The 24,669-nt window shown below is 71.1% G+C and carries 22 protein-coding genes; 8 read left to right on the forward strand and 14 right to left on the reverse strand.

Translation table 11 applies throughout. The annotated features are described in order from the left end of the window. Positions 1–13: 13 nt before the first annotated feature. Positions 14–796 (reverse strand): alpha/beta fold hydrolase, encoded by a 783-nt coding sequence (locus AC2H6A_RS00720; protein WP_484271205.1) that lies wholly within the window; start codon positions 794–796, stop codon positions 14–16. Beyond that, on the reverse strand, positions 793–2,046 hold the full coding sequence (locus tag AC2H6A_RS00725) for an LLM class flavin-dependent oxidoreductase (protein ID WP_484271206.1): 1,254 nt from the start codon (positions 2,044–2,046) through the stop codon (positions 793–795). The genes AC2H6A_RS00720 and AC2H6A_RS00725 overlap by 4 nt, the downstream gene beginning before the upstream one ends. 327 nt (positions 2,047–2,373) lie before the next feature. Here AC2H6A_RS00725 and AC2H6A_RS00730 point away from each other — a divergent pair, with 327 nt between their 5' ends. Beyond that, positions 2,374–3,138 carry an Ig-like domain-containing protein gene (locus AC2H6A_RS00730; protein WP_484271207.1) on the forward strand — a complete coding sequence of 255 codons (765 nt, stop codon included), beginning with the start codon at positions 2,374–2,376 and terminating at the stop codon, positions 3,136–3,138. 35 nt (positions 3,139–3,173) lie between these two features. Here AC2H6A_RS00730 and AC2H6A_RS00735 read toward each other — a convergent pair whose 3' ends face one another. Both AC2H6A_RS00735 and AC2H6A_RS00740 read right to left on the reverse strand, forming a co-directional pair. Beyond that, positions 3,174–5,495, reverse strand: coding sequence for a patatin-like phospholipase family protein (locus tag AC2H6A_RS00735; protein WP_484271208.1), 2,322 nt, complete (start codon positions 5,493–5,495; stop codon positions 3,174–3,176). Further along, positions 5,492–6,718 carry a CaiB/BaiF CoA transferase family protein gene (locus tag AC2H6A_RS00740; RefSeq protein ID WP_484271209.1) on the reverse strand — a complete coding sequence of 409 codons (1,227 nt, stop codon included), beginning with the start codon at positions 6,716–6,718 and terminating at the stop codon, positions 5,492–5,494. The genes AC2H6A_RS00735 and AC2H6A_RS00740 overlap by 4 nt, the downstream gene beginning before the upstream one ends. A gap of 244 nt (positions 6,719–6,962) precedes the next feature. On the opposite strand from AC2H6A_RS00740, the gene AC2H6A_RS00745 reads away from it, so the two are divergent. The 4 genes from AC2H6A_RS00745 to AC2H6A_RS00760 are packed head-to-tail and all read left to right on the forward strand — an operon-like array spanning position 6,963 to position 9,868. Continuing rightward, on the forward strand, positions 6,963–7,373 hold the full coding sequence (locus AC2H6A_RS00745) for a DUF3830 family protein (RefSeq protein WP_484271210.1): 411 nt from the start codon (positions 6,963–6,965) through the stop codon (positions 7,371–7,373). A gap of 16 nt (positions 7,374–7,389) precedes the next feature. Continuing rightward, complete coding sequence (pxpB, locus tag AC2H6A_RS00750) at positions 7,390–8,109, forward strand: 5-oxoprolinase subunit PxpB (RefSeq protein ID WP_484271211.1); 720 nt, start codon at positions 7,390–7,392, stop codon at positions 8,107–8,109. Continuing rightward, positions 8,106–9,104 (forward strand): 5-oxoprolinase subunit C family protein, encoded by a 999-nt coding sequence (locus AC2H6A_RS00755; protein ID WP_484271212.1) that lies wholly within the window; start codon positions 8,106–8,108, stop codon positions 9,102–9,104. The genes pxpB and AC2H6A_RS00755 overlap by 4 nt, the downstream gene beginning before the upstream one ends. Next, positions 9,101–9,868: a LamB/YcsF family protein gene (locus tag AC2H6A_RS00760; RefSeq protein WP_484271226.1), complete on the forward strand. Its 768-nt coding sequence runs from the start codon at positions 9,101–9,103 to the stop codon at positions 9,866–9,868. Before AC2H6A_RS00755 ends, AC2H6A_RS00760 begins: the two co-directional genes overlap by 4 nt. Positions 9,869–9,902: 34 nt before the next feature. Here the strand turns inward: AC2H6A_RS00760 and AC2H6A_RS00765 are convergent, their stop codons facing one another. The 5 genes from AC2H6A_RS00765 to AC2H6A_RS00785 form a co-directional block, all read right to left on the reverse strand. Further along, positions 9,903–11,093: an acyl-CoA dehydrogenase family protein gene (locus AC2H6A_RS00765; protein WP_484271213.1), complete on the reverse strand. Its 1,191-nt coding sequence runs from the start codon at positions 11,091–11,093 to the stop codon at positions 9,903–9,905. Further along, on the reverse strand, positions 11,090–12,217 hold the full coding sequence (locus AC2H6A_RS00770; RefSeq protein ID WP_484271214.1) for an acyl-CoA dehydrogenase family protein: 1,128 nt from the start codon (positions 12,215–12,217) through the stop codon (positions 11,090–11,092). The genes AC2H6A_RS00765 and AC2H6A_RS00770 overlap by 4 nt, the downstream gene beginning before the upstream one ends. A 10-nt stretch (positions 12,218–12,227) precedes the next feature. Further along, a complete protein-coding gene (locus AC2H6A_RS00775; RefSeq protein WP_484271215.1) occupies positions 12,228–13,100 on the reverse strand; it encodes an alpha/beta fold hydrolase in 873 nt (290 codons plus the stop codon). A gap of 44 nt (positions 13,101–13,144) precedes the next feature. Continuing rightward, positions 13,145–14,284 carry a ProQ/FINO family protein gene (locus AC2H6A_RS00780; RefSeq protein ID WP_484271216.1) on the reverse strand — a complete coding sequence of 380 codons (1,140 nt, stop codon included), beginning with the start codon at positions 14,282–14,284 and terminating at the stop codon, positions 13,145–13,147. A 121-nt stretch (positions 14,285–14,405) separates the two neighbouring features. Beyond that, a complete protein-coding gene (locus AC2H6A_RS00785) occupies positions 14,406–15,023 on the reverse strand; it encodes a glutathione S-transferase family protein (protein WP_484271217.1) in 618 nt (205 codons plus the stop codon). 251 nt (positions 15,024–15,274) lie between these two features. Here AC2H6A_RS00785 and AC2H6A_RS00790 point away from each other — a divergent pair, with 251 nt between their 5' ends. Next, positions 15,275–17,437, forward strand: a complete 2,163-nt coding sequence (locus tag AC2H6A_RS00790) for a malate synthase G (protein ID WP_484271218.1) — start codon at positions 15,275–15,277, stop codon at positions 17,435–17,437. Between the two features lie 67 nt (positions 17,438–17,504). Further along, on the forward strand, positions 17,505–18,350 hold the full coding sequence (asd, locus tag AC2H6A_RS00795; protein ID WP_484271219.1) for an archaetidylserine decarboxylase: 846 nt from the start codon (positions 17,505–17,507) through the stop codon (positions 18,348–18,350). Positions 18,351–18,416: 66 nt separating this feature from the next. Here asd and AC2H6A_RS00800 read toward each other — a convergent pair whose 3' ends face one another. Then, entirely contained in the window at positions 18,417–19,190 is a 774-nt protein-coding gene (locus AC2H6A_RS00800) for an enoyl-CoA hydratase-related protein (RefSeq protein ID WP_484271220.1), read from the reverse strand. Positions 19,191–19,243: 53 nt separating this feature from the next. Further along, positions 19,244–20,518: a hypothetical protein gene (locus AC2H6A_RS00805; RefSeq protein WP_484271221.1), complete on the reverse strand. Its 1,275-nt coding sequence runs from the start codon at positions 20,516–20,518 to the stop codon at positions 19,244–19,246. Between the two features lie 108 nt (positions 20,519–20,626). Between AC2H6A_RS00805 and AC2H6A_RS00810 the strand changes: the two genes are divergently transcribed. Continuing rightward, the gene (locus AC2H6A_RS00810) at positions 20,627–21,523 is read left to right on the forward strand and encodes an ion transporter (RefSeq protein WP_484271222.1); all 897 of its coding nucleotides are present in this window, start codon (positions 20,627–20,629) and stop codon (positions 21,521–21,523) included. 2 nt (positions 21,524–21,525) lie between these two features. On the opposite strand, the gene AC2H6A_RS00815 is transcribed toward AC2H6A_RS00810, so the two are convergent. The 3 genes from AC2H6A_RS00815 to AC2H6A_RS00825 all read right to left on the reverse strand — a co-directional run. Beyond that, on the reverse strand, positions 21,526–22,404 hold the full coding sequence (locus AC2H6A_RS00815) for an MBL fold metallo-hydrolase (RefSeq protein WP_484271223.1): 879 nt from the start codon (positions 22,402–22,404) through the stop codon (positions 21,526–21,528). Continuing rightward, on the reverse strand, positions 22,401–23,657 hold the full coding sequence (locus AC2H6A_RS00820) for an acyl-CoA dehydrogenase family protein (RefSeq protein ID WP_484271224.1): 1,257 nt from the start codon (positions 23,655–23,657) through the stop codon (positions 22,401–22,403). The genes AC2H6A_RS00815 and AC2H6A_RS00820 overlap by 4 nt, the downstream gene beginning before the upstream one ends. A gap of 15 nt (positions 23,658–23,672) precedes the next feature. Further along, a partial coding sequence (locus AC2H6A_RS00825) for an acyl-CoA dehydrogenase family protein (RefSeq protein WP_484271225.1) occupies positions 23,673–24,669 on the reverse strand: 997 nt, incomplete at its 5' end.

Genomic DNA, 24,669 nt, shown 5'->3' on the forward strand with positions numbered 1-24,669 from the left:
CTTTTCGGAGCGGTCAGGCGCAGGCGTGAAGGAAGGCGGTGATCCGCGCAGCGGCAGCGGGCGCCGCCTCCTGCGGCATCATGTGGCCCGACGCCACGGTGGCCGTCTGCGCGGCGGTGATGCGCGCGGTGAAGTCGGCGATGTAGGCCGCGTCCATCAGCCGGTCATCGCTGCCGCCCATCACGAGGGTGGGCGCGGTGATCCGATAGAGCCGATGCCGCAGGCCCTTGTCGGGGATCGGCCAGAGCAGCTTGGCTGCGGCGATCAGCGCCTGCCGGCGCCGCAACACCGCAGCGTCCTGCCGGGCCTTGTCCGGCAGCGGCGCATTGAAGGCCTCGGCGTGGGGGCCCATGGCATCGGCATAGAGCAGCCGCGTGAGCGCGCCCGGGGTCAGGCCGAAGATGTCGGGCAGCGGTTCGCCCGCCGGCCACAGGCCATAGGGTGCGATCAGCACCAGCCTGTCGACCCGCCGGCGAAACAGCGCCGCATACTCGGCGGCCGCGGCGCCGCCGAAGTCGTGACCCACCAGGATCACCCGCTCGAGAGCGAGTGCGTCGAGCAGTTCGTCGAGCCACACCGCGAGGTCGTTGAAGCTGTTGATGCCCTCCAGGCCGTCGCTCTCGCCGTAGCCGGGCAGGTGCGGCGCGATCACCCGATGGCTGCGCGCGAGTTCGTCGATCAGCGCTTGCGACCACTCCAGCCCGAAGGCGCCGTGCAGGTACAGCAGGGCCGGGCCGCTGCCGCGCTGCACGCACTGCGCGCGTCGGCGGCCGGCAAGGTCGATCAGGTCGCTCATGGCCGGGCCTCGTGGGCGGCCCCGGCGTGCATCGACGGGAGATCCTGCGGCAGGCGCGGCGAGCGCATGGGACGCGGCCACCAGTGGTCTTCCCACTGGTCGTCGAAGAGATGGCGAAGATTCGGCGTGACCTCGGTGGCGATGCGCCTCAGGTTGGTCATCACCCGCTCGTGCGGCATGTCGCCGAACTGCGCGAGCACGCCGAGGTGGCCCACATTCAGGGTGCGGGCGAGGTCCTCGATCTGCTCGGTGACCCGCTTGGGGGTGCCGGCGATGACGGTGCCGCGCTCGATCATCTCCTTCCAGGTGGTGTCGATGATGCGCGGGCCCTTCTGCTGGCTCTCCATGCCGAGCTTGATGGTGGTGAGGGTGCGGTAGCCGGGCGCCTCGGCGAAGCCGCCATAGACATGCTGCGTCTTGTTGAAGAACCACTCGGCATGCGGCCCGAAGCGCTCGGCGGCCTCGTCGTCGGAATCGGCCACCGCCACGAACTGCACGAAGCCCGCCTGATAGGGATTGAGCGGCAGGCCCTTGCGCTGCAGGGTGTCCCAGAAGCCGTCCATGAAGACCTTGGCGCGCTTGTAGCCCGAGAACGACAGGTAGCTGTACAGAAAGTCGTTGTCGGCGCAGTAGTCCCAGGTCTCGACCGAGCCGCCACCGGGGATCCACACCGGCGGATGCGGGCGCTGCAGCGGCCGCGGCCAGCAGTTCACATAGCGCAGCTGGGTGTACTCGCCGTTGAAGGCGAAGACCTCCTTGCGCTGCCACGCCTCCATGATGAGGCGCACGCCCTCGTAGTACTTGTCGCGCAGCGTGGTGGGCACCTGGCCGTACGCATAGTTGGTGTCCATGCTGGTGCCCACCGGAAAGCCCGCCACCAGCCGCCCGCCCGAGATGCAGTCGAGCATGGCGAACTCCTCGGCCACCCGCAGCGGCGGGTTGTAGAGCGCCACCGAGTTGCCCAGCACCACGATCGCAACATCCTTGGTGCGCCGCGCCAGCGAGGCCGCGATGATGTTCGGCGAGGGCATGATGCCGTAGCCGTTGGCATGGTGCTCGTTGACGCAGACCCCGTCGAAGCCGATCTGCGCGGCGTATTCGAGCTGGTCCATGTACTCGTTGTAGAGCTGGTTGCCCTTTTCGGGATCGAAGAGCTCGCCGGGAATGTCCACCCACACCGAGCGGTGCTTCTCGGGAAAATCCATCGGCAGGAACCGATAGGGCATCAGGTTGAAGGACATGAACTTCATCGGTGTGCTCCTGCTGGCAGTCGTGTCGCGCGCCTTGCTCGAGGGCTACGGCAGACCGCCGCGGCGCTGTCCGGCAGCAGCGCCGACCGAACCCGACTGATTCTATCGAGCGGCCTGGCGGCGGCCGTGTCGGCGGGCGCAAAGTGAACCCGGCCTCTGGCCGCCAGGCAGGCGTTGTCCGACGGTCGCGTGCTAACTTGTACGGCGCAGATCGTGGTCGGCGATGCCGTCGTCGGCCATGGCAGCGCGCCGGTGGCGCTCGGGTGTCTCGCCCGCGCAGCCAATCTGGCACGATCCTCGTCATCCTCTTCCTCGGAGCCTGTCTGAATGTCGTCGCCCGATCTTCTGTCCGCCAAAGCCTTGTCGCATCCTCGTGCCGAGTTCCGTCGTCGCGCCCTGATCGCGCTCGGCGGGCTGGGGGCCGCGCTGCTGAGCGCCTGTGGCGGCGGCGGCGGGTCGGCGCCAGCACCCATTCCGACAGTGCCCACGCTGGTCATGGAGAGCAATGCTGTCGGCACGGTCAACAGTCCGATCACCATCAACTTCCTTTTCAGCGATGCCGTTTCCGGCTTTGGGGCCGATCGTTTCCGCCTCAATGGCGCCACCGTGGTTGCAGGCAGCTTTACGCAGATCACGCCGCGCGAGTACACCGTGCAGGTGACGCCATTTGCCAACAGCGTCGGGACCATCCGCCTTGATGTCCTTCCTACTGCCTTCAAAGACGCGACGGGCACAGTCAGCAACAGTGTGCTTTACCAGTTCTCTCAGCCCTACGACACCTTCGTGCCGGTCCCCTTCGTGACCTTCAGCGATTCGCTCGGCAGTCTGCTCTGGACGACCGGCCCGGTGCTCGTCACCATGACCTTCAATATCGAGATCAGCAGCGCCTTCACCGAGGAGGCTCTCTATACCACCGGCGCCACCCTGAGCGAATTCACCCGGGTGTCTGGCACGGTCTACACCGTGAAGGTCACGCCGCTGAGTGGGGCGCGCATGGTATTTCTCGAGCTTCCGCCTGGGGCGGTTAGTGCCGTTGCGGGCGGTGGGACCAACCCGCGCGGCTGGCAGTGGGTCAAGTTTGTTGCGCCCTGACCTGTCGGACGCAAGGAATGCCCGGCTGCCCCGGCTCAGGGCACCCCGATGAACAGGTAGAGCTTGGACCCGGCCTCGGGCGCGTGGGCGTAGCCGAGGTAGATCGGGCCGAGCGGGGTCTCGCCCCCGAGGTAGATCACCCCTGAGTTCAGGGTGCCGGTGCGCTGGCGCTCGGTGTACAGGCGACCGAAGCGCGCCGCCTCGAGGCCCACGCCGGCCCGGATGTCGCCGCGCAAGCCCAGCGGCAGGCGCCCCAGGATGCGCTCCACGCCGATCCGGCCGTAGGTGACGTCGTCGCCAATGAGTTGCGAGCGCGCGTAGGCCGATAGCCGCAGGAAGCCGCCGAGCTGCGCGGCGTCGGTCACCGGCAGCTGCCCGCGGGTGGCGCCCACATGGCTCAACCAGCCGTGCAACACGAAGTCGCCCAGCGGCACCGCCGCCCGACTTTCGGCCGAGAGCTTGGCGTAGGGCTGACCGAACTGGGAGCTGGTGGATTCGAAGTAGCGCAGGCGCGTCGACCAGCCGCGGGTGGGCGCGTAGAGCTGATCGAGCCGGTCGAGATCGAGGCTTGCAAACCAGCCGGTCGAACGGCCGTTCTGCTCGACCAGCAGCGGGATGCCGGTCTCGAGCTCGATCCGGCCGATGGTGGTGACCATGCCGAGACGCGCCTGTCCGATCAGCCCGAGATTGGCCCCCACCGCGAGCTCGGTACTCAGCGAACGCGTGAGGTACTCGGCCAGCTTGCGGTTGTCCTGATAGACCGGCAGGGGCTGCGCGGTGTACGCCGCGCGCGGCTCGATGAACCAAATGCGGCGCTCGTCCAGCGGCTGGTAGTAATCGGCCGACAGTCCCTTGGCGGTGCCCGCCTCGAGGCCGAACAGCAGCTCGCCGCCCAGGGCATTGATGGCGGTGCGGTGGTAGGCCGCGCGCAGGCTGTAGGTGGCGCTGGTGCCCAGGCTGGTGTCGACATTGACCGCGAATCGCAGGAAGTCCGGCCCCCAGCTCTTCTCCATCGGGGCCAGACGCAGAATGGTGCGGTCGCGCTCGCGCAGCAGGGTGTAGTCGATGCTCTGGTAGTGGCCCTCGCCATAGGCGCGCAGCAGGTCGCGGTTGAGGGCGACGGTGTCGAGCGGCTGGCCGGCCTGCTGGCTGATGTGCCGCGTGATGGCCTGCGGGGCGGTGCGCCGCAGGCCGGCGATCTCGATGTCGTCGACCTGGGGCGGCTGGTGATCGGCGTCGACGAGTCGGGCACGCCAGGCGGCGTAGCGGGTCTCGTCCACCGACAGGGTGCGCAGCCGCTCCTCGAGCTGCTCGGCTGCACGCCGGCCGCGCTCGGCGGCCTCGGCGTGCTTGTCGAAGTCGCCCGCGCTGATGCCCTCCAGCAGCGGCCGGATATAGACATCATCGGGGCCGAGCGCGGCCATCGACTGGGTGACATTCTGCTCGGTGAGGATGTTCACCATCTGCGCGGTCACGCTCAGCAGCGAGCCCACCTCCGAGGGGGAGAGCAGCGGCGAGCCGACATTGACCGCGATCACCACATCCGGCCGGCACAGCCGGCGCACCTCGGCCACCGGCAGGTTGTCGACCAGGCCGCCGTCGACCAGCTTGCGATCGCGCAGTTCCACCGGCGCCATGAGGCCGGGCACCGACATGCTCGCGCGCATCGCCAGGGTGAGGCTGCCCTCGCGCAGCACCACCCGGTCGCCATTGCCGATGTCGGTGGCCAGAATGGCCAGCGGCAGCGACAGCGACTGGATCTCGCGCTCGATGCGATCGGCGCGCACCAGGCGGTTGAAGAAAAGCTTGATCTTCTGGCCGGTGAGCACGCCTGGCGGCGCGCTGGCGCCACCGGCGCCGATGCCCATTTCGGAGCCCGGCAGGTAGCGCTGCGCCAGGCGCTTGCTGCGGTAGGTGGTCTCGTTGTAGCCGGGGCTGTCCTGGAACAGGTCGAACCAGTCGACGCTACCGAGTTCCTGCTTCATCTGCGCGCTGCTCAGACCCGAGGCGAAGGCTCCGGCCACCAGCGCGCCCATGCTGGTGCCAGTTACGCAATCAACCGGAACACGCAGGCGTTCGAGCACCTCGAGCACGCCGACATGGGCGGCGCCGCGTGCCCCGCCACCGCCGAGCACCAGACCGATCCGTAGCCGCTCGCCGGAGGATGGGGGCGAGGCTGACCTCCCCGGTGCAGCGGCCGGCGCGCCGGTGGTGGCGGGTACAGGCTCGGTGCCGCCTGCCGCGCCAGCGATCTGCGACTGAGGCCCTGCCGCGCTGGCGACCTGCGCCTGAGCCCCCGCCGCGCCGGCGAGCGACAGCAGCAGGGCGGCGGCGCGGCGCCGGGTGGCGGGGCTCATGCCGTCTCGGGCGTCTCCACCACCCGGTCGGCGTGCAGTTGCGCGATCCGGGCCTCGTCATAGCCCAGCACCTCGGCGAGCACCTCGCGGGTGTGCTGGCCGATGCGCCAGGGCGGCGCACCGGCCGGGCGCAGCGGGCCGCCGTCGAGGTGGAAGGGCGGTGCGGTCACCCGCACCGGTTCGCGCAGAGGGTGCTCCAGCGTGGGGAAGGCCTCGCGCGCGGCGAGATGCGGATGCGCGATCACCTCTTCGGGCTTGAGCATCGGCACGCTGGGCATGCGTGCGCCGGCCAGCGCTGCCACGGCCTGCTCGCCGCTGGGGAAGGTCTCCAGCCAGCCGTGCAGGATGTCGCGCAGCGCTGGCCAGTTGGTGCGCCGGCCCGCCGGTGTGCTGAAGCGCTCGTCGTCGACCAGGTCGGGGCGGCCGATCAGCGCGGTGAGCCGCGGCCACATGTGCGGCGCGCCGCCCACCTGCATGGCCACGTGCCGCTCGCCCACGGCATGCACCACCATGCCGGCGCGCGGCGCCCGATCGATGGTGCCGCCGTTGAGCAGGGTGGGGAAGTTGACATCGTCGGCGCAGATCAGGCACTCGAGCATGGAGACATCGAGCGTGGCGCCCTGCCCGGTGCGGCCCTGGCGCAGCAGCGCCGCGCAGATCGCGCCGAAGGCGTGCGCGCCGGCCAGCACATCGGCGGCCTGAAGGTTGGAGGCCTTGGGCGCGAGAAAGCCCGCGCGCTCCAGGTCCATCATCCCCGAGAAGGCGTTGATGAGATGGGCGTAGGCCTGCATCGAGCTCAGCGGGCCGCTCTGGCCGAAGCCGGAGATCGAGCAGTAGACCAGCGCCGGCTTGAGGGCGCACAGCGTGGCGGAGTCGAGGCCGTACTTGGCCATGACCCCGGGCGAGAAGTTCTCGACCACCACATCGGCGCGCTGCACCAGCGAGAGCACCAGCTCGCGCGAGCCGGGGTTGGCGAGATCGATGGCGATGCTGCGCTTGCCGGCGTTCATGCGCGCGAAGTACGCGCTCTGGTCGGTCCGGTCGGGCATGAGCTGCAGCCCGGCATAGCGCACCTCGTCGCCCTCGCCCGGGCGCTCCACCTTGATGACCGTGGCGCCAAGATCGGCCAGCAGCCGCGTGCAGTACGGCCCGGCAAGCACCCGGGTGAAGTCCAGGATGGTGAATCCGGCGAGCAGCGGCTCGCGGCTGGCGGGGGTGGTCATGGCGGCGTCTCGCGGTTGGGGCGCGGGCGCGAGGGTGGCTCCCTGCGCCCGCGGGTTGCATGCCCGTGGGGGTGCGGTCGAGGCTAGCACAGGCCCCGCTCGCGGGCGTTCCACGCTCGCCGACGCGTGCCGACGGCATTCCATCGGGTCGGGCACAGGCCCGGGGTGTCCGCCGGGCAGGGCATGCTTGAGCGGGTGAGCGCCGATGGTTAGAGTGGCGGGTTTGTTCCGGAGCACCCGCACCATGTCGAGAATCCGTATTTCCGCCGGCGGCCATGTCTTCATCGCCGAGACCCACCCCGACGCGCCGCAGACCGTGGCCGCCTTCAGCAAGCTGCTGCCCTACACGCAGAAGCTCATCCATGTGCGCTGGAGCGGCGAGGGCTGCTGGGTGCCGCTGGGCGACTTCCAGCTCGGCGTGGGCTTCGAGAACCACACCAGCCATCCCTCGGTGGGCGACATCCTCTTCTACCCCGGCGGCTACAGCGAGACCGAGATCATCCTGGCCTACGGCTCGTGCTGCTTCGCCAGCAAGATGGGCCAGCTCGCCGGCAATCACTTCCTGACCATCGTCGAGGGCAAGGAGAACCTGCGCGCCCTGGGCACCAAGGTGCTCTGGGAGGGCGCGCAGACCGTGCTCTTCGAGGCGATCTGACGCCCGTCGGCCGCGGATGAGCGCTCCGTACCCCAGCTGGCGCATCGAGCCGGTGGGGGATCGCTGCCTGATGGTGGCCTTCCCCGACCGGGTCGAGGCCGACATCAATCAGGCGGTGCATGCGCTCGCGGCGCGGCTGATCGCGCGGCTGCCCGAGGGCGTCACCGATGTGGTGCCGGCCTTCTCCACGCTGGCCGTGCACTACCGGCCCGATGTCCGCGCCGGATCGCAGCCCATGCACGAGCGGCTGCAGACCCTGCTCGAGGCCCTGCTGGCCGAAGGACGGCCGCCTGCGGGTGGTCCCGCCCGCCAGATCGAGATCCCGGTCTGCTACGGCGGCGAGTTCGGGCCCGATCTCGAGGAGGTGGGCAAGGCCTGCGGCCTGAGCCCTGACGAGGTGGTGCGTCGCCACGCCGCGTCGGACCATGTGGTCTGCATGCTGGGTTTTGCGCCGGGATTCCCCTACCTCGGCGGGCTCGACCCCAGCCTGGCCATGCCGCGGCGTTCCTCGCCCCGGGTGCGCATCCCGCCGGGCACGGTGGCCATCGCCCGCGAGCAGAGCGCGATCTACACCCTCGAGACTCCCGGCGGCTGGAACCTCATCGGCCGCACCGCGGTCGCGCTGTTCACGCCGCTGTCCGAGCCGCCCACGCTGCTGCAGCCCGGCGACCGGGTGCGCTTCCGGCCGGTGCCGGCCGAGGCGCTCGCGCAGGCGCAGGCCCGGGTGCTGGCATGATCGAAGTCCTCAAGCCAGGGCCGCTCAGCGCGCTCCAGGATCTCGGCCGGGTCGGCCACCAGCGTTTCGGTGTCATCGCCAGCGGGGTCATGGACGAGTGGGCCCATCGCACCGCCAATCTGCTGGTCGGCAATGCCGCCGACGAGGCCAGCCTCGAGATCACCCTGATGGGGCCGGTACTGCGCTTTCATGCCGACGCCCTGATCGCGCTGGCCGGCGCCGACCTCTCGCCGATGCTCGATGATCAGCCCCTGCCCATGGCCACTCCGGTGCTGGTGCGCGCCGGCGCGCGCCTGGCCTTCGGGCGGCGGCTTTTCGGCTGTCGTGTCTGTCTGGCGGTGCGCGGTGGCTTTCCGGTGCCGCCGGTGATGGGCAGCCGCAGCACCTATCTGCGCGCCGGTTTCGGGGGCTTCGAGGGACGCGCGCTGCGGGCCGGCGACCGCTTGCCGCTCGGGCCCGATGCCGGTGGCGCCGCCTTCGGCGGGCTGCGGCGCGCGCTGGCCGCGGGCGAGGCCCCGATGGCGTTGCCGCCGGATTTCGAGGCGCCCGTCCACCCCGCGCTTGCGGGCGGCGCGCTGCGTGTGATCGCGGGCCAGCAGTGGCCGCGCTTCACGGCGCAGGCCCGCGAGTCGCTGATGTCGGACAGCTTCACCGTGAACCGCAATTCCGACCGCATGGGCTACCGGCTGGAAGGCCCGGCGCTGGCGCTGTCGGCACCGCTGGAGATGATCTCCGAGGCGGTGACCTTCGGCACGGTGCAGGTGCCGCCCGATGGTCAGCCGATCGTGCTGATGGCCGATCGCCAGACCACCGGGGGTTACCCCAAGATCGCCACCGTGGCCAGCGTCGACCTGCCCCTGATGGCCCAGAAGCTGCCCGGCGACAGCGTGCGCTTCACCGGCATCGAGCTCGACGCGGCACGCGCGCTCGATGCCGCGCGCGAGGCGCAGTTCGGGCAGTTGCGCACCCGCATCGCATCCCTGATGGAGAACTGAACATGGCGGTCATCGATCTCAACTGCGACATGGGCGAGAGCTTCGGCGCCTGGCGCATGGGCAACGACGAGGCGGTGCTCGACCATGTCACCTCGGCCAACATCGCCTGCGGCTTCCATGGCGGCGATCCGCGCACCATGCGGCGCACGGTGGCCATGGCGCTTGCCCGTGGCGTGGCGGTGGGCGCGCATCCCGGTCTGCCTGACCTGCAGGGCTTTGGCCGGCGCAACATGAGCATCACCCCTGACGAGGCCTACGAGATGGTGGTCTATCAGGTGGGCGCGCTGGCTGCATTCGCCCAGGCCCAGGGCGGTCGCCTGCGCTTCGTGAAGGCGCATGGCGCGCTCTACAACATGGCCGCGCGCGACGCCGCGCTGGCGGGCGCCATCGCCGCCGCGGTGGCCGATTACGACCGCTCGCTCGCCTTCGTGGGGCTGGCCGGCAGCGAGCTCATCCGGGCCGCCGAAAAGCGCGGCCTGCGCGCGATCGGCGAGGTCTTCGCCGATCGCAGCTACCAGGACGACGGCACGCTCACGCCGCGCAGCCAGCCCGGCGCGATGATCGAGTCGGTCGAGGACTCGGTGCGTCAGGTGCTCGCGATGGTGCTCGAGGGCCGGGTGCGCGCGGTGAGCGGCCGCGAGGTGCCGGTGCGGGCCGACACCCTGTGCATCCATGGCGATCAGCCCGGGGCGCTCGCCTTCGTGCAGCGCATCCGGCAGGCCCTGGCCGAGGCCGGGGTGACGGTGCGGGCTGCGGCGGCCTGATCAGCCGCCGGGTCGCGCGCGCCCGACAGCGCCCTCAGCCGGGCAGCTGCAGCACCTGCCGCGCCAGGATGTTGCGCTGGATCTCGCTGCTGCCGCCGTAGATGGTCGGCACCCGCGCCTTGTAGAAGGGCGCGAGCAGGTTCACCGAGTCTTCGCCGATCCGCACATCGCCGGTAAGCCCGCCCAGCGGCCCGGCGGTCTCGACGATCAGGTCGGCGATGCGCTGGAAGGTTTCGGAGGCCCAGATCTTGAGCAGCGAGACATCCGGGCCGAGCGGCTCGCCGCGGGCCACGGTGGCGGCGTAGCTGCCGTAGATGTCGGCGAGATGCGCCACATCCATGCGCAGCGTGAGCAGCCGCTCGTGAAACACCGGGTCGTCGAGCACGCCGCGGGCGCGCGCCACGGACTCGAGCACCAGCAGCCCGTACTCGGGCATCTTGGGGCTGCCCAGGAAGATGCGCTCGAAGCCGAGCAGCGACTTGGCCACGGTCCAGCCGGCGTTCAGGCCGCCGACCAGGTTGTCGCGGTGGGTGCGCGCGCCGTCGAGGAAGACCTCGCAGAACTCCTCGGTGCCGGCGATGTCGCGGATGGGCCGCACCCGCACGCCCGGCGTGCGGATGTCGAGCAGCAGGAAGCTGATGCCTTCCTGCTTCTTCGCGGCGGGATCGGTGCGCACCAGCGCGAACATGTGGGTGGCGTCGTGCGCCAGCGTGGTCCAGATCTTCTGGCCGGTGATGACGAACTCGTCGCCGTCGAGTTCGGCGCGGGTGCTCAGGCTGGCCAGGTCCGATCCGGCATTGGGCTCGGAGTAGCCCTGGCACCAGATGGTCTCGCAGGACAGGATGCCCGGCAGATAGCGGCGTTGCTGCTCGGGCGTGCCATAGCGCATCAGCACCGGGCCCACCATCTGCACGCCATGGTCCTGGAAGCGGGCGATGCCGCAGCGCTCCTGTTCCTCGAAGAAGATCAGCAGCTTGGCGGGTGACAGGCCCATGCCGCCGAATGCCACCGGCCAGGCCGGCGCGAGCCAACCCTTGGCCGCCATGCGCAGGTACCACTCGCGGTTCTCGTGCCAGCGCAGGCGCCGCGGCGGAAAGCGCCAGGCCTGCGGATAGTGGGTCTCGAAGTCCTCGCGCACCAGGGCGCGGAAGGCCTCGTCGTCGAGCGCGTTCCAGTCGCGCTCCTGGGGCACGCCGTAGCGCACGGTGTCGGTGGTGGTGCTCATGCGGTTTGCGTGCCGGTGGCCTCGGTCAGGGCGCCCCAGCGGCGGCGATGCTCGGCGGCATTGCCGAGCCAGGCCGACAGGCTGAGCGCGCGGTTGAGGTAGATGCCGAGTTCGTACTCGTCGGTGAAGCCGATCGCGCCATGGAGCTGGACCGACTGGTTGCACAGCATCAGCGCGGCGTGCGCGGCGCGCGCCTTGGCGCTGCTCGCGGCCTGGGTGCGGGCGCGGGCATCGGCGCCCGGCGAGTCGAGCACCGCGGCGGCGGCATCGACCGCGGCGCGGGCGAGCTGGCGCTGGATCCAGAGGTCGACCGCCCGGTGCTGCAGCGCCTGGAAGCTGCCGATCGGCTTGCCGAACTGCTTTCGGGTGCGCAGGTAGTCGAGGGTGATGTCGAGCGCATGGTCCATCAGCCCGACCAGTTCGGCGGCGCTGGCCACCAGAGCGACATCGAGCGCATCGCGCACCAGGCTGCCCGCCCGGGTGCCGATGGCGAGCAGCTCGTCGGCCGCGAGGCGCACATCGCTCAGGCGCAGCAGCGCGCTGGCGGTGCCGTCGGCGGCGGGCTCGTCGAGCCGGACAAGACCTTCCCGATCGCGGGGCAGCAGCCCCAGCGCCAGACCCTCGGGCAGGCGCGCGGCCACCAGGAAACCATCGGCGCTGGCCGGGGCGGCAAAGCGGGCCGTGCCTGACAGTCGCAGGCTGCCGTCGGTCTGCGGCGTGGCCAGCAGGCCCGTCCCGTCCGGCTCGAGACAGCCCTGCTCGGGCTGCCAGGCCAGCGCGATCACCTGCTCGCCCGCCAGCACCGCAGCCAGTGTCGATGCGGCCTGGCTGCCGTCGGCCCGCGACAGGCACCAGGGCGCGATCAGGCCCGAGGCGACGAAGGGCTCGGGGGCGGCGGCGCGGCCGAGCGCAGTGGCGATGGTGGCTGCCGCGGCGGCGCCCAGACCGAGTCCGCCGGCGCTTTCGGGCACCACCACCGAGAACCAGCCAAGCTCGGCCATGGCGCGCCAGCGGGCGCGGTCGAAGCCCTCGGGGGTGCCGCGCAGCCGGCGCACGCGGGCGGCGTCGGGTCTGGCGAAGCTGGCCGCGGCATCGGCCAGCATGTCGAGCATGTCCTGACTCATTGGCGGGCCCTCAGAGCATCCGGCCCGGCACGGCGCGCGGGTCGCGCATCGCGTAGCGGCCGCTCTCGACCTGATGGAAGAAGCGTTCGCAGGCGGCGTTGAACAGATCGGGCTCCTCGAGATTGCAGGCATGCCCGGTCTGCGGCATGAAGTACAGGCCGGCCGAGGGCATGGCCCGCTTGAGCATCAGCGAGGCATCCAGGCAGGGCTCGTCCTCGTCGCCGCAGATGATCAGCGCGGGCACGGTGCAGGCAGCCATCTCGGCGCCGAAGTCGGCCAGCGAGGGGCGCATCGCCTGATAGCCCTGCAGCGTGAGGGCCGAGCCTTCCGCCGAGTGGCTGGCGAGATGGCCGACGAACTCCTCGAAGGCGCGCGGGCTCTTGTTGACGAGTTGCACGCGGGTGCCGGTGGTGGCCCGCGCGCGGGCGCTGGCCGCCCAGCCGTCGCGCAGCAGCGCCTGGGCCGACTCGCGGGCCTCGCGCGCGAACTGCTCGCGCGAGCCGGCGGGCGAGCCCGAGCCGATGCCGGCCAGGGTGATCGAGAGCGCGCGCTGCGGCCAGCGCATCGCGAAGTAGAAGGTGGCGAACGCGCCCATCGACAGGCCCACCAGGTGCGCCCGCTCGATGCCCAGGCCGTCGAGCACGGCGAGGATGCCGGCGCGCTGGTGTTCGTAGGCGTAGTCCTCGATGCGCGAGGGCACATCGGAGGGCGGATAGCCCCGGGCGTTGAAGGCGATGCATCGATAGCGGCGCGAGAAGTGCCGCATCTGCGCCTCCCAGCTGCGGTACTCGCCGAGAAACTCGTGCACGAAGACGATCGGCGTGCCGCTGCCGGTCTCTTCGTAGTAGAGCTTCACGCCATCGGGGGTGGTTACATGGGGCATGGGCAGGTTCCTGAAGGGGCGTGGCCGGTCAGGGCCGCGCGGTTTCAGCGGTTCTCGTCGGCGGGCTTGCGCGGCGGGCGAGGCTCCGCGCCGGGGGGGCGGTCGTCGCGGCGCGGCGGGCGACCACGCCCCCCGCCGGGGCCCCGACCACCCTCCGGGCGCGGGCCTGCGTCGGGGCGTGGTCCGCCCTCCGCTCGGGGGCCTCTCTCGGGGCCGCGGCCTGCCTCGGGGCGTGGGCCTTGTCGATCGGCGCGCTGGCCAGGGCGGTCAGGGCGATCGGGGCGTCCGCCCGGGCGGTCAGGGCGCACGCCAGGGCGATCGGGGCGAGGGCGGGCGTCACCGGGGCTGCGGTCGGCACGCGCCGCAGCGGCGCGCTGACTCGCTTCCTGGCGCGCCTGTGCAAGCAGGGAGTCAAGCTGGCTGGGGTCGATGCCCCTCAGCACACAGAAGTTGGCCGCGGACAGTCGTGTGTTTTCGTAGTCATGCAGCAGGCTGGACCGTCGGCGCATCGCCTGCTCCTGCTCGCGCTGCAGCGCATCCTGCTCGCGACGCAGGGCTTCGCGCTCCTGGCGCACCGCCTCGCGCTGCTGGCGCAGGGCTTCGCGCTCCTGCTCGAATCGGGCCTGCTGGCCGGCGCGACGCCGCTGCACCTCGGTGGTCGCGGCCTCCCGGTGCTCGGCGGCGATCTCGCCGGCCGGCGCGCCATCGAGATCGAAGCGCTGGCCACCGCGCGCCATGGCGCTCAGGTAGGCGGTCTGGCCGGTGTGTCGGCGCAGGAAGGCCGAGAGCTGCTCGCGCGTGAACACGCCCGGGGCGCGCTGCTGGATGTCGGCCTGGATGCGCAGCTTCAGCGGGCGCACCGGGCCGGCGAAGAGCGCCGGGAAACGGGTGGCCAGCAACTGCCCGATGGCGCGTACCGAGAGAGCGGCGGGCGCCGGCGCCGGCACCTCTGCGACCGCAGCTTCCGCGGCCGTAGCTTCCGCGACCGCAGCCTCGGTGGCGGGGGCCTCGATGGCGGCCGGTTCGGCTGGCCCCGCTTCCGCGGGCGCGGACGGCGCTGCCGGCTCGGCGGGTTCGGCCGGCGCTGCGGACGCGGCGTGATCGGGCTTGGCGGGCTCGGAGGCCGCCGCCGGCGCTGCCGGCGGGGCGCCAGCGGCGCTGTCGTCTTCGGGGAAGTCAGGCATGGGTCTGGGGCGTGGTCGCGCGTGTCGCACGCGGTCCGAGAGGATCGCACCGATCGGTGCGCGGCTCAAATCGGCACGCCGCCCGGCAGGCATCGTACCGGCCGGCCTTCGCGCATCCAGGTCAGGCCCGGCCCATCGCCTGCACCTTTCGTTGCGCCGGCCGCTCCAGGCAGGCGGCCAGCCAGCCCGCCACGCGTGGATGGGCCGCGATCAGCGCGGGCGCGGCCTTGGCCCAGGCCAGCACCGAGGCGAGGTTGAGGTCGGCCACGGTGAAGCGTGAACCGGCCACCCAGGGCTGCTGCTCGAGGTGCGCCTCGAGCACGCGCAGCGGACCGGCAAGCGAGCGCTCGGCCTGGTCGGCGAGTGCCGGGTTGCGTCGCTCGGCCGGCATGATCAGCCGATGAAAGAGGATGGTGAGCGCGTCCTTCTCGCATTCGGTCATCACCCAGAAGCTCCAGCGCAGCACCTGCGCCTCCTCGGCGAGGTCGGCCGGCGCCAGGCTGCCGCCGAATCGACGCGCGAGGTAGAGGTTGATGGCCATCGATTCCCACACCACGATCGCGCCGTCCTCCAGCACCGGGATGTGGCCGTTGGGATTGAGCCGCAGGAACTCCGGGGTGCGGGTGGCCCCGCCCTGGTAGGTCTGCGGCACATGCTCGTAGGGCACGCCGAGTTCCTCGAGCATCCAGAGGGCGCGGGCGGCGCGCGAGCTGGCGATGCCGTGAATCCGCAGGGTCATGATCGGCTCCATGTCGTGATGATCCGCGCGGGATTGTGCCCTTGCCGGGCGCCGACCCTGCCGCACCCGGCATTCGAGCGGAACGCGTCGGCGCGCCGGCTGCCCGGAAAAGTCACAGCTGCTTGAACAACCCCCGGCTTCCCTCGACGGCCCTCTCGCACTATGCTGCGCCTCCGCCGGGTGGGTCCGAGAGCCGCCCGATGCGCGTCCGCCGCGCCGTGCGGCTACCGTCACCCCCAAGGACACCCAAGATGACCACCCGGATCGACAAGCACGGCCTGAAAGTGGCCGATTCGCTGTGCAGGATGATCGAGGACGAGGCCCTGCCGGGCACCGGCGTGAGCGCCGACCAGTTCTGGCGCGGCCTGTCCGAAGTCATCCACACCCTCGGTCCGAAGAACCGCGCGCTGCTGGCGCGCCGCGACGAGCTTCAGAGCGCGATCGACGCCTGGCACGGCGAGCGCAGCGGCCAGCCCCATGATCCCGCCGCCTATCGCGTCTTCCTCGAGCGGATCGGCTACCTGGTGCCCGAGGGGCCCGACTTCCAGGCCGAGACGGCCAATGTCGATCCCGAGATCGCCACCATCCCCGGCCCGCAGCTGGTGGTGCCGGTGATGAACGCGCGCTATGCGCTCAATGCCGCCAACGCCCGCTGGGGCAGCCTCTACGACGCGCTCTATGGCACCGACGCGATGGGTGATCTGCCCGGCCCCGGCGGCTATGACGAGGTCCGCGGCGCACGGGTGATCGCCTGGGCCAAGGGTTTCCTGGATTCGGTCGCGCCCCTGGCCGGCGCCCGCCATGCCGATGTCACCGCCTACCGGGTGGCGGGCGGGGCGTTGCAGGCCGTGACGGCTGCCGGCAGTGTCGGTCTTGCCGATGCGACCCTGTTCGCTGGCTATCGCGGTGATGCCGCGGCCCCGACCGCGGTGCTGCTGCGCCACAACGCCCTGCACATCGAGATCCTGATCGACCGCGGCCATGCCATTGGCGCCACCGACGCCGCCGGGGTGGCCGATGTGCTGCTCGAGGCTGCGGTCACCACCATCATGGACTGCGAAGACTCCGTGGCCGCGGTCGATGCCGACGACAAGGCCCTGGCCTACCGCAACTGGCTCGGCCTGATGAAGGGTGATCTGGTCGAGAGCGTGACCAAGGGCGCTTCGCGCTTCGATCGCAAGCTGAGCCCCGATCGCGAGTACACCGGTGCCGACGGCCGCCCCATGACCCTCAAGGGCCGTTCGCTGATGCTGGTGCGCAATGTCGGGCACCTCATGACCAACCCCGCCGTGCTCGACAGGGACGGCCGCGAAGCACCCGAGGGTCTGCTCGATGCGATGTGCACGGTGCTGATCGCCATGCACGACCTGCGCAAGCAGTCGGGCCTGCGCAACTCCACCCGCGGCTCGGTCTATGTGGTCAAGCCCAAGATGCACGGGCCCGACGAGGTGGCCTTTGCCGACGAGACCTTCACGATGGTCGAGAGGGCGCTGGGCCTGCCCGCCGACACGGTCAAGATCGGCATCATGGACGAGGAGCGTCGCACCACCGTCAACCTGAAGGCCTGCATCCGCGCGGCCCGTCGGCGGGTGGCCTTCATCAACACCGGCTTCCTCGATCGCACCGGCGACGAGATCCACACCTCCATGCTCGCCGGCCCGATGGTGCGCAAGGCCGACATGAAGGCGCAGGCCTGGATCGGCGCCTACGAACTCTGGAATGTCGATGTCGGCCTGGCCTGCGGTCTGGCCGGCCGCGCCCAGATCGGCAAGGGCATGTGGGCCATGCCCGACCTGATGGCCGCCATGCTCGAGCAGAAGATCGGCCATCCGAAGGCGGGCGCCAATTGCGCCTGGGTGCCCAGCCCCACGGCGGCCACGCTGCATGCCACCCACTATCACCAGGTGGATGTGCTCGCCCGCCAGGCCGAGATCGCCCGCGGGGGCCGTCGTGCCTCGCTCGACGACATCCTGCGCATCCCGGTGGCCAGCACGCCCTCGTGGAGCACGCAGGACAAGACTGCCGAGCTCGAGAACAACGCCCAGGGCATCCTCGGGTATGTGGTGCGCTGGGTCGACCAGGGCGTGGGCTGCTCGAAGGTGCCCGACATCAACAATGTGGGCCTGATGGAAGACCGTGCCACCTGCCGCATCTCCTCGCAGCACATGGCCAACTGGCTGCGCCACGGCGTGGTCGGCTCCGATGAGGTCATGGCGGTGATGAAGCGCATGGCCACGGTGGTCGATCGCCAGAACGCCGCCGATCCGGCCTACCGGCCGATGGCGCCCGGCTTCGACGGCCCGGCCTTCCTGGCCGCCTGCGATCTGGTCTTCAAGGGGGTGGAGCAGCCCTCGGGCTACACCGAGCCGGTGCTCCATGCCCGCCGGCTCGAGCTCAAGGCCCGGGCGGCCTGAGCCGGAGGCCCGCGGTGGCCGATGAGCGCGCTTGCCGTGCCGGTGTGATCGCGCCGGGCGGCGCGGCATGAGCGCATCGGTCCGCCTGCAGTTTCTGCTGCCGCGCCTGACGCTCACGCGGGCGGCCGGCTGGCTGGCCTCCCGCCGCTGGGGGGCGGCCACCACCTGGGCGATCCGGCGCTTCATCGCGCGCTACCGGGTCGACATGAGCGAGGCGGCCGATCCCGATCCGCGCGCCTATCCGACCTTCAATGCCTTCTTCACCCGTGCCCTGCGCGAGGGCGCGCGGCCGGTCGCGCCGGAAGGCCTGCTCTGCCCGGTCGATGGCACGATCAGCCAGTTCGGCCCGATCGAGGATGGCCGGATCTTCCAGGCCAAGGGGCACCGGTACGACGCCACGGCGCTGCTCGGCGGCGACACCGCGCTGGCGGCCGGCTTTCGGCATGGCCACTTCGCCACGCTGTATCTCAGCCCGCGCGATTACCACCGCATCCACATGCCCTGCGCGGGCCGGCTGCGCCGCATGGTGCATGTGCCGGGCGAGCTTTTCTCGGTGAACCCGGCCACGGCGCAGGCGGTGCCGGGTCTGTTCGCACGCAACGAGCGGGTGGTGTGCGTGTTCGACGGCGAGCACGGCCCCTTCGTGATGGTGCTGGTGGGCGCGACCATCGTGGGCAGCATGGCCACGGTCTGGCATGGCGTGGTCAATCCGCCCCGACCGGGCGCGGTGCGCGCCTGGGACTACGAAGCGGGCACGGCGCCGGTGCTGGCCCGCGGCGCCGAGATGGGCCGCTTTCTGCTGGGCTCGACGGTGGTGATGCTGCTGCCGCCCGGGCCCTGGCGCTTCAATCCGGCCTGGGCACCCGCCGGCCCGATCCGGCTGGGCGAGCCGATGGTGCAGCGGGCCGACTGAACCCGCCGCAGACGAGCAGCGGCCGCGGCGGCGACTGCCGCCCCTGTCTGCGGCGGCCGGCCGGTTTTACTCGGCCTTCCAGTTGGGCTTGCGCTTCTCGGAGAAGGCCTTGGGGCCTTCGATGAAGTCCTGGCTGCTGCGCATGCGGATCACCGCGTCGTAGTCGACCTTGTAGGCGGTGGCGACATCGGCAATGGCCAGACCCTGCATGGCCGACTGCTTGGTGGCACGGATGGACATCGGCGAGCACTCGAGGATCTGGGCCGCCCACTTGCGGGCCTCGGCGAGCGCGCCACCCTCGGGGGCCAGCGCGGTGACGAAGCCGAGTTCGTAGCCTTCGCGCGCCGGCACATGGCGGCCGGTGAGCATCATGCCCATGGCCCGCTTCAGGCCGATGGTGCGCGGCAGGCGGTGCACGCCGCCGGCCAGCGCGGCCAGACCCACTCGCGGCTCGGGCAGGGCGAACTTCGCGTTCTCGGCGGCGATGATGATGTCGCAGGCCAGCGCGATCTCGAAGCCGCCGCCCATGGCCACGCCGTTGACCGCCGCGATCACCGGCTTGAAGAGGTTGAAGCGGGAGGTGAGCCCGGCGAAGCCCGAGGCGACGAAGCCGCGCTTGCCGCCGCCCGCCTGGAACTTCAGGTCATTGCCGGCGCTGAAGGCGCGGTCGCCGGCGCCGGTGACGATGGCCACCCATTGATCGGGGTCGGCATCGAACTCGTTCCAGACCTGCTCCAGCTCGAGGTGCGCCGGATAGTGCAGCGCGTTCATGACCTCGGGACGGTTGAGGGTGACGATGGTGAGGTGGCCTTCTCGTTCGACCTTGCAGAATTCGGGCATGGGGCTCTCCTGGGGCGGGTGAGGCCGCAGTGTATGCCCGGACGCGCGGGGGCTCAGCCCGGCGCGGCGAAGAATCGGCACAGGTCGATGCGTCGCTCGATCTCGGCGGTCATCTCGGCCCAGGCCTGGTTGTCGCGCGCCTTGAAACGGCGCTGGAAGGACGGCTCCTGCAGCTTTTCGGGCAGGGCGTCGATGGACGGGATGATGTCGGCCTCGCCCGTGATGCGGGCCACCCGTGTCTGCCAGCGCCGGGGATCGGCGATCGCGGCCTGGGCGAAGCGCACCCCGCTGCGGTCGGCGGCCAGGTCGGCAAACGAGAAGCCCGAGCCACCGCGCGAGTCGAGCACCTCCTTGAAGACCCCGATCGCGTCGGCGGTACCCGAGCCGGCCTCCAGGGTGATGGCTGCCGAGACCAGCCAGTGCTGGGCGAGGTCCTGGCGGCCGCGCGCCACGGGAATCACCGGCTTGCCCGGCGGCACCGAGATGCCCAGCAGCCGTGCCGCAAGCTCGGGCTTTTCGCTGGCATGGACGGCCAGGGCGAGCATGGCGGCCCGGTTCTCGGCGCGCGGATCGCCGCCGCGCGCGGCCGCCTCGGCGACCACCGACTGCACCACCATGACCAGCCCCGCGCCGCCAGCCGGGCCCAGACGGCGTGCGATGTGCGCGAGGTAGTGGTCTACACGGGCGCGCTGCTCGGCGCCGAGCATGCCGCCGGACTGGCCGGCGCCACGCAGCTGCGCGAGCAGGTCGGCCTGCGGCTGCACGCGCAGGTCGACCAGGTCTCGCCCGATTGCCCAGCCGCTGGTGGCTGCCAGGCCGGCGCGCAGCGCCGCGAGAGTCTGGGGCGAGATGATGAAGCGCTGGGCGAGCGACCAGAGATGGTCGAGCATCCAGCGATTGACCGGCACCCGGCCGATGCTGCCCGCGACAGCATGCAGCTGGCCCTCATGGGACTCGAGCCGCAGCCCGAGCGTGGTGGCCTTGCCGAGCGGGCCGGCGGGCACCCGCAGTGAGACTCGCACCCATGCAGCGCCGTGCTCGAGACTTACCCGGGCGCCGATGCCATGCTCGGGCAGGGCCCGCTGCAGGCCCTGCTGGAGCAGCAGATCGAGATCGCGGGCGGTGAGCTTCAGCGGCAGGGCGGGCGCACCGGCCTTGCGGGGATCAGGCATGCTCACCTGGCGGCGCAGGCGCTCGAGGTCGGCCACCGTGAGGGCCGGCGCCGGCCCGGGGTGAGGGCGCTCGTCGAGCACCATCACCGAGAGCACCAGGGTGGCCAGCACCAGCTGGGCGAGCAGCACCGCGATCACGATCGTCAGGCGCGACATCAGCGCTCCTCCTGCAGGCCACTGCACCGCGCCTGCCACGGCGATTGACCTGCCTTGCCTGCCCACCGATACTCCAGCGCCATTTCCGTCCCCCGCGAGCTGCCTGCGATGTTCCCCTCCGATGCCCGCCGTGGCAAGCCTGTCGGCCCGACGGACGCGCGCGAGGATGCGCCCGCGCCCGGCTGGCGGCTCACCGTCTACACCATCATCTTCGAGGCCGACACCCGCGCCGGCCGGCTGTTCGACCTCGCCCTGATCTGGCTGATCCTGGTGAGCATCGCGGTGGTGGTGCTCGACAGCGTGGCGCCGATCCGCGCCCGCTTCGGCCCGGCCCTGAATGCCGCGGAATGGGTGTTCACCCTGATCTTCACGCTGGAGTACCTGGCCCGCCTGGCCTGCGTGCGCCGGCCGATGCGCTATGCGCTGAGCGTGTTCGGCCTGATCGACCTGATCGCGCTGCTGCCCACCTGGCTCGCCATCCTGATGCCCGAGCTGAGCGCGCTGATCGATGTCCGGGTGCTGCGCCTGCTGCGGGTCTTCCGCATTCTGAAGCTCGGCGCCTATGTGGCCGAGTACGGTGCGCTCGGCCGCGCGCTGGCCGCCTCACGGCGCAAGATCCTGGTGTTCCTGTCCTTCGTGCTGATGGTGACGCTGGTGATGGGCACGCTGATGTACGTGGTGGAGGGCCCGGCCCACGGCTTCACCAGCATCCCGGTGGGCGTGTACTGGGCGATCACCACCCTCACCACCGTGGGCTTCGGCGACATCACCCCGAAGACCGATCTCGGCCGGCTCATCGCCTCGGTGATGATGCTGCTCGGCTGGGGGACGCTGGCGGTGCCCACCGGCATCGTGAGCGCGGAGTTCACCGCCCTGCGCACGCTGCGTGAGCCGACCACCCGCACCTGCCATGAGTGCCTGAGCGAGGGCCACGCCGCCACCGCGAAGTTCTGCCGCGACTGCGGCGCCGAACTGCCGCCCTACCGCACCGACCTGCGCGGCTGAGCTCAGCCGCCGGACTCCGGCGGGCCGCTGACCTCGAAGCGCCAGTGCTCGCCGTTGCGCCGGATCCAGCCCCCGGTGGGCGAGGCGAAGTGCGTGCCGAGCACCAGCACCGGCTGGTCGGCGTGGCGGCCGAGGAACTCGCGCCGCGTGAGCCGCGCCGCTTCGGGGTCGCTGTCGAAGTTGTTGCGGATGTCGGGCTCGCTGCACTGGATGGGATGGTGCATGAGGTCGCCGGTGATGACCGCCTGCGCGCCCTCCGACTGGATGCGCACGCTGACATGGCCCGGGGTGTGGCCCGGCGTGGGCTCGAGCCAGACCTCGTCGGTGAGGCGATGGTCCATCTCGACCAGATCGGCGAGGCCGGCCTCGACGATCGGGCGCACCGAGTCGCCGAGAATGTCGTCGTCATCGGGTCCGGGCTTCTCGGCCGACCAGTGGCCCCATTCGACACGGCCGAACAGGTAGCGCGCATTCGGGAAGGTGGGTACCCAGCGGTCATCGACCAGCCGCGTGTTCCAGCCGACATGGTCGACATGCAGGTGGGTGCACAGCACGGTGTCGATCGACTCGGCCGGCAGGCCGGCCTCGGCCAGGCGCTGCAGGAACGGGGTCTGCAGTCGGTTCCAGCCCCGCACCCGGCGCGGCTTGTCGTTGCCCACGCAGGTGTCGACGATGATGCGTTTGCCCTGCGATTCGATGATGAAGGCATGCACCGAGGCGAAGAGCTTGCCGTCCTCGGTGGCGAAGTGCGGGCGCAGCCAGGCGTGACGCCGCACGAACTCGGGATTGGCCGCCGGGAACAGGAACATGCCCGAGGTGGGCACGCCGTCGGATTCGACCACCTTGGTGATCCGGACGGCGCCGATCTGCCAGGTCTTCATGCGGATCTCCGGGGGGCGCTCTGGCCGTCGCGCGGCAGCTGGTTGAAGGGCACGCCCTTGTCGACCCGGACATCGCCGGGCAGGCCGAGCACCCGCTCGGCGATGATGTTGCGCAGGATCTCGTCGGTGCCGCCGGCGATGCGCATGCCGGGCGCGTACAGGAAGGCCTCCTGGAACCAGGCCTGCATCGGCGTGAGCTCGGCGTCCATCACCGCGCCCGACATGCCGAGCAGGTCGGTGCCGAAGGTGGCGATCTCCTGCAGCTTGCCGGCGCTGACCACCTTGGCGATCGAGGCCTCGGGGCCCGGGGTCTGCCCGCGCGAGAGCGCGGTGATGCTGCGAAAGCGGGTGTACTTCAGACCCTGCGTGCGCACATACCAGTCGGCCAGCCGCTCGCGCACCGCGGCATTGCCGAGCGCCGGCTCGCCGTCGATCTCGAGCCCGCGGGCGAGCGCCAGGATGTCGGCGCTGTCGGGCCCCGGCGCCTCGCCCACCGCCAGACGCTCGTTCATCAGCGTGGTGATCGAGACCTTCCAGCCCGCGCCCACCGCGCCCAGGCGCTGCGCGTCGGGGATGCGGACATCGGTGAAGAAGACCTCGTTGAAGTTGGAGGTGCCCGAGATCTGCCGGATGCGGCGCACCTCCACGCCAGGCGACTTCATGTCGAGGAAGAACATGGTCAGGCCGTCGTGCTTGGCGGCATTGGGGTCGGTACGCACCAGCAGCAGGCCCCAGTCGGCGTAGTGCGCGCCCGAGGTCCAGATCTTCTGGCCGTTGATCACCCAGTCGTCGCCATCGCGCTCGGCGCGGGTGCGCAGGCCGGCCACATCGGAACCGCCAGCGGGCTCGGAGAAGAGCTGGCACCAGATCTCCTCGCCGCGCAGCGCCGGGCGCACATGCCGCTCGAGGTGGGCCGGGCTGCCATAGGCGATCAGCGTGGGGATGCACATGCCCAGGCCGATCTCGAAGTAGCCGCGGGGCACCGCGAAGCGGGCCTCCTCCTGGCTGTAGATCACCTGCTGGATGGGCGTGCCGCCGCGGCCGCCGAATGTCGGGTCCCAGGTGATGCCGGCAAAGCCGGCGTCGGCCTTGCGGGCCTGCCAGGCCTTGCCGCGGGCGAGCGCCTCGGGGCCCTCGGCATAGCGGGTGCGCTGCGCCGGCTCGTCATCGCGGCGCGGCGTGGCATTGGCCTGCAGGAAGGCCCGGGCCTCGGCGCGGAAGGCGGCTTCGTCGGCGGTGTCGTTGAAGTCCATGGCGGTGTCCTCGGCTCAGGCGGCGGCCTGGCCGCTCCAGAGCGTGACCAGGCGGTTCTTCCAGTGGGGGTTGCTGCCGAGTTGCGCGGCCAGCAGGCGGGATCGGCGATAGAAGAGGTGGCAGTCCATGTCCCAGGTGAAGCCCATGCCGCCGTGGGTCTGGATGTTCTCCTTGGCCGCAAGGTGGAAGGCATCGGTGGCCGCCACGCGGGCGGTGGCTGCGGCCAGCGGCAGCTCGGGCGCCTCCTGGGCGAGCGCCCAGGCACCGTAGTAGGCGTTCGAGCGCGCGAGTTCGTTGGCGATGTAGACATCGGCGAGCTTGTGCTTGATCGCCTGGAAGGAGCCGATCGGCCGCCCGAAGGCATGACGGTCTTTCGCGTAGGCGGTGGCCGCCTCCAGGCAGGCGCTGGCGCCGCCCACCTGCTCGAAGGCGAGCAGCACCGCCGCGCGATCGAGCAGGTGTTCGATGCCCGCCCAGCCCGCGAGGCCGTTGCCCAGGGGTTCGGCGGGCGCTGCCTCGAAGCGCAGCCGCGCCTGGTTGCGCGAGGGATCGAGCCCGCGCAGGGGGCTGCGGGTGACGCCCGGCCCGCCTAGCTCGACCAGATGGAGCCCCGGCGCCCCCTGTTCATCGAGCGCGGCCACCACCGCGATGTCGGCGGCCTCGCCATCGACCACGGGCCACTTCTCGCCGCTCAGCCGGCCCGCCTGCACCCGCGCGCCAATGCCGCCCGGACGCGGATTGCCAGCGCCCTCGGCGAGCGCAAAGCAGCCGATGCGGCTGCCTTCGGCGAGGCCGGGCAGCCAGGTGCGGCGCTGGGCTTCGCTGCCGTGGCGCAGCAGCGCATCGGCCGCCAGGCACACCGAGGATGAAAAGGGCACCGGCGCCAGCACCCGGCCGACCTCCTCGGCCAGCACGCACAAGGCCTCGGCGCCCATGCCTGCGCCACCGTATTCCTCGGGCAGCGCGGCGCCGAGCCAGCCCATCTCGGCCATGCCCTGCCACAGGCTGCGC

The sequence above is a fragment of the Quisquiliibacterium sp. genome, from assembly GCF_982640115.1.

Bases quoted from the DNA above. Each gene is read 5' to 3' on its own strand.
- AC2H6A_RS00810 (WP_484271222.1), top strand. From the start codon at position 20,627: ATGTTCCCCTCCGATGCCCGCCGTGGCAAGCCTGTCGGCCCGACGGAC.
- AC2H6A_RS00780 (WP_484271216.1), bottom strand. From the start codon at position 14,284: ATGCCTGACTTCCCCGAAGACGACAGCGCCGCTGGCGCCCCGCCGGCA.
- AC2H6A_RS00765 (WP_484271213.1), bottom strand. From the start codon at position 11,093: ATGAGCACCACCACCGACACCGTGCGCTACGGCGTGCCCCAGGAGCGC.
- AC2H6A_RS00745 (WP_484271210.1), top strand. From the start codon at position 6,963: ATGTCGAGAATCCGTATTTCCGCCGGCGGCCATGTCTTCATCGCCGAG.
- AC2H6A_RS00775 (WP_484271215.1), bottom strand. From the start codon at position 13,100: ATGCCCCATGTAACCACCCCCGATGGCGTGAAGCTCTACTACGAAGAG.
- asd (WP_484271219.1), top strand. From the start codon at position 17,505: ATGAGCGCATCGGTCCGCCTGCAGTTTCTGCTGCCGCGCCTGACGCTC.
- AC2H6A_RS00755 (WP_484271212.1), top strand. From the start codon at position 8,106: ATGATCGAAGTCCTCAAGCCAGGGCCGCTCAGCGCGCTCCAGGATCTC.
- AC2H6A_RS00820 (WP_484271224.1), bottom strand. From the start codon at position 23,657: ATGGACTTCAACGACACCGCCGACGAAGCCGCCTTCCGCGCCGAGGCC.
- AC2H6A_RS00720 (WP_484271205.1), bottom strand. From the start codon at position 796: ATGAGCGACCTGATCGACCTTGCCGGCCGCCGACGCGCGCAGTGCGTG.
- AC2H6A_RS00735 (WP_484271208.1), bottom strand. From the start codon at position 5,495: ATGAGCCCCGCCACCCGGCGCCGCGCCGCCGCCCTGCTGCTGTCGCTC.
- AC2H6A_RS00740 (WP_484271209.1), bottom strand. From the start codon at position 6,718: ATGACCACCCCCGCCAGCCGCGAGCCGCTGCTCGCCGGATTCACCATC.
- AC2H6A_RS00800 (WP_484271220.1), bottom strand. From the start codon at position 19,190: ATGCCCGAATTCTGCAAGGTCGAACGAGAAGGCCACCTCACCATCGTC.
- AC2H6A_RS00790 (WP_484271218.1), top strand. From the start codon at position 15,275: ATGACCACCCGGATCGACAAGCACGGCCTGAAAGTGGCCGATTCGCTG.
- AC2H6A_RS00805 (WP_484271221.1), bottom strand. From the start codon at position 20,518: ATGTCGCGCCTGACGATCGTGATCGCGGTGCTGCTCGCCCAGCTGGTG.
- AC2H6A_RS00785 (WP_484271217.1), bottom strand. From the start codon at position 15,023: ATGACCCTGCGGATTCACGGCATCGCCAGCTCGCGCGCCGCCCGCGCC.
- pxpB (WP_484271211.1), top strand. From the start codon at position 7,390: ATGAGCGCTCCGTACCCCAGCTGGCGCATCGAGCCGGTGGGGGATCGC.
- AC2H6A_RS00815 (WP_484271223.1), bottom strand. From the start codon at position 22,404: ATGAAGACCTGGCAGATCGGCGCCGTCCGGATCACCAAGGTGGTCGAA.
- AC2H6A_RS00730 (WP_484271207.1), top strand. From the start codon at position 2,374: ATGTCGTCGCCCGATCTTCTGTCCGCCAAAGCCTTGTCGCATCCTCGT.
- AC2H6A_RS00725 (WP_484271206.1), bottom strand. From the start codon at position 2,046: ATGAAGTTCATGTCCTTCAACCTGATGCCCTATCGGTTCCTGCCGATG.
- AC2H6A_RS00770 (WP_484271214.1), bottom strand. From the start codon at position 12,217: ATGAGTCAGGACATGCTCGACATGCTGGCCGATGCCGCGGCCAGCTTC.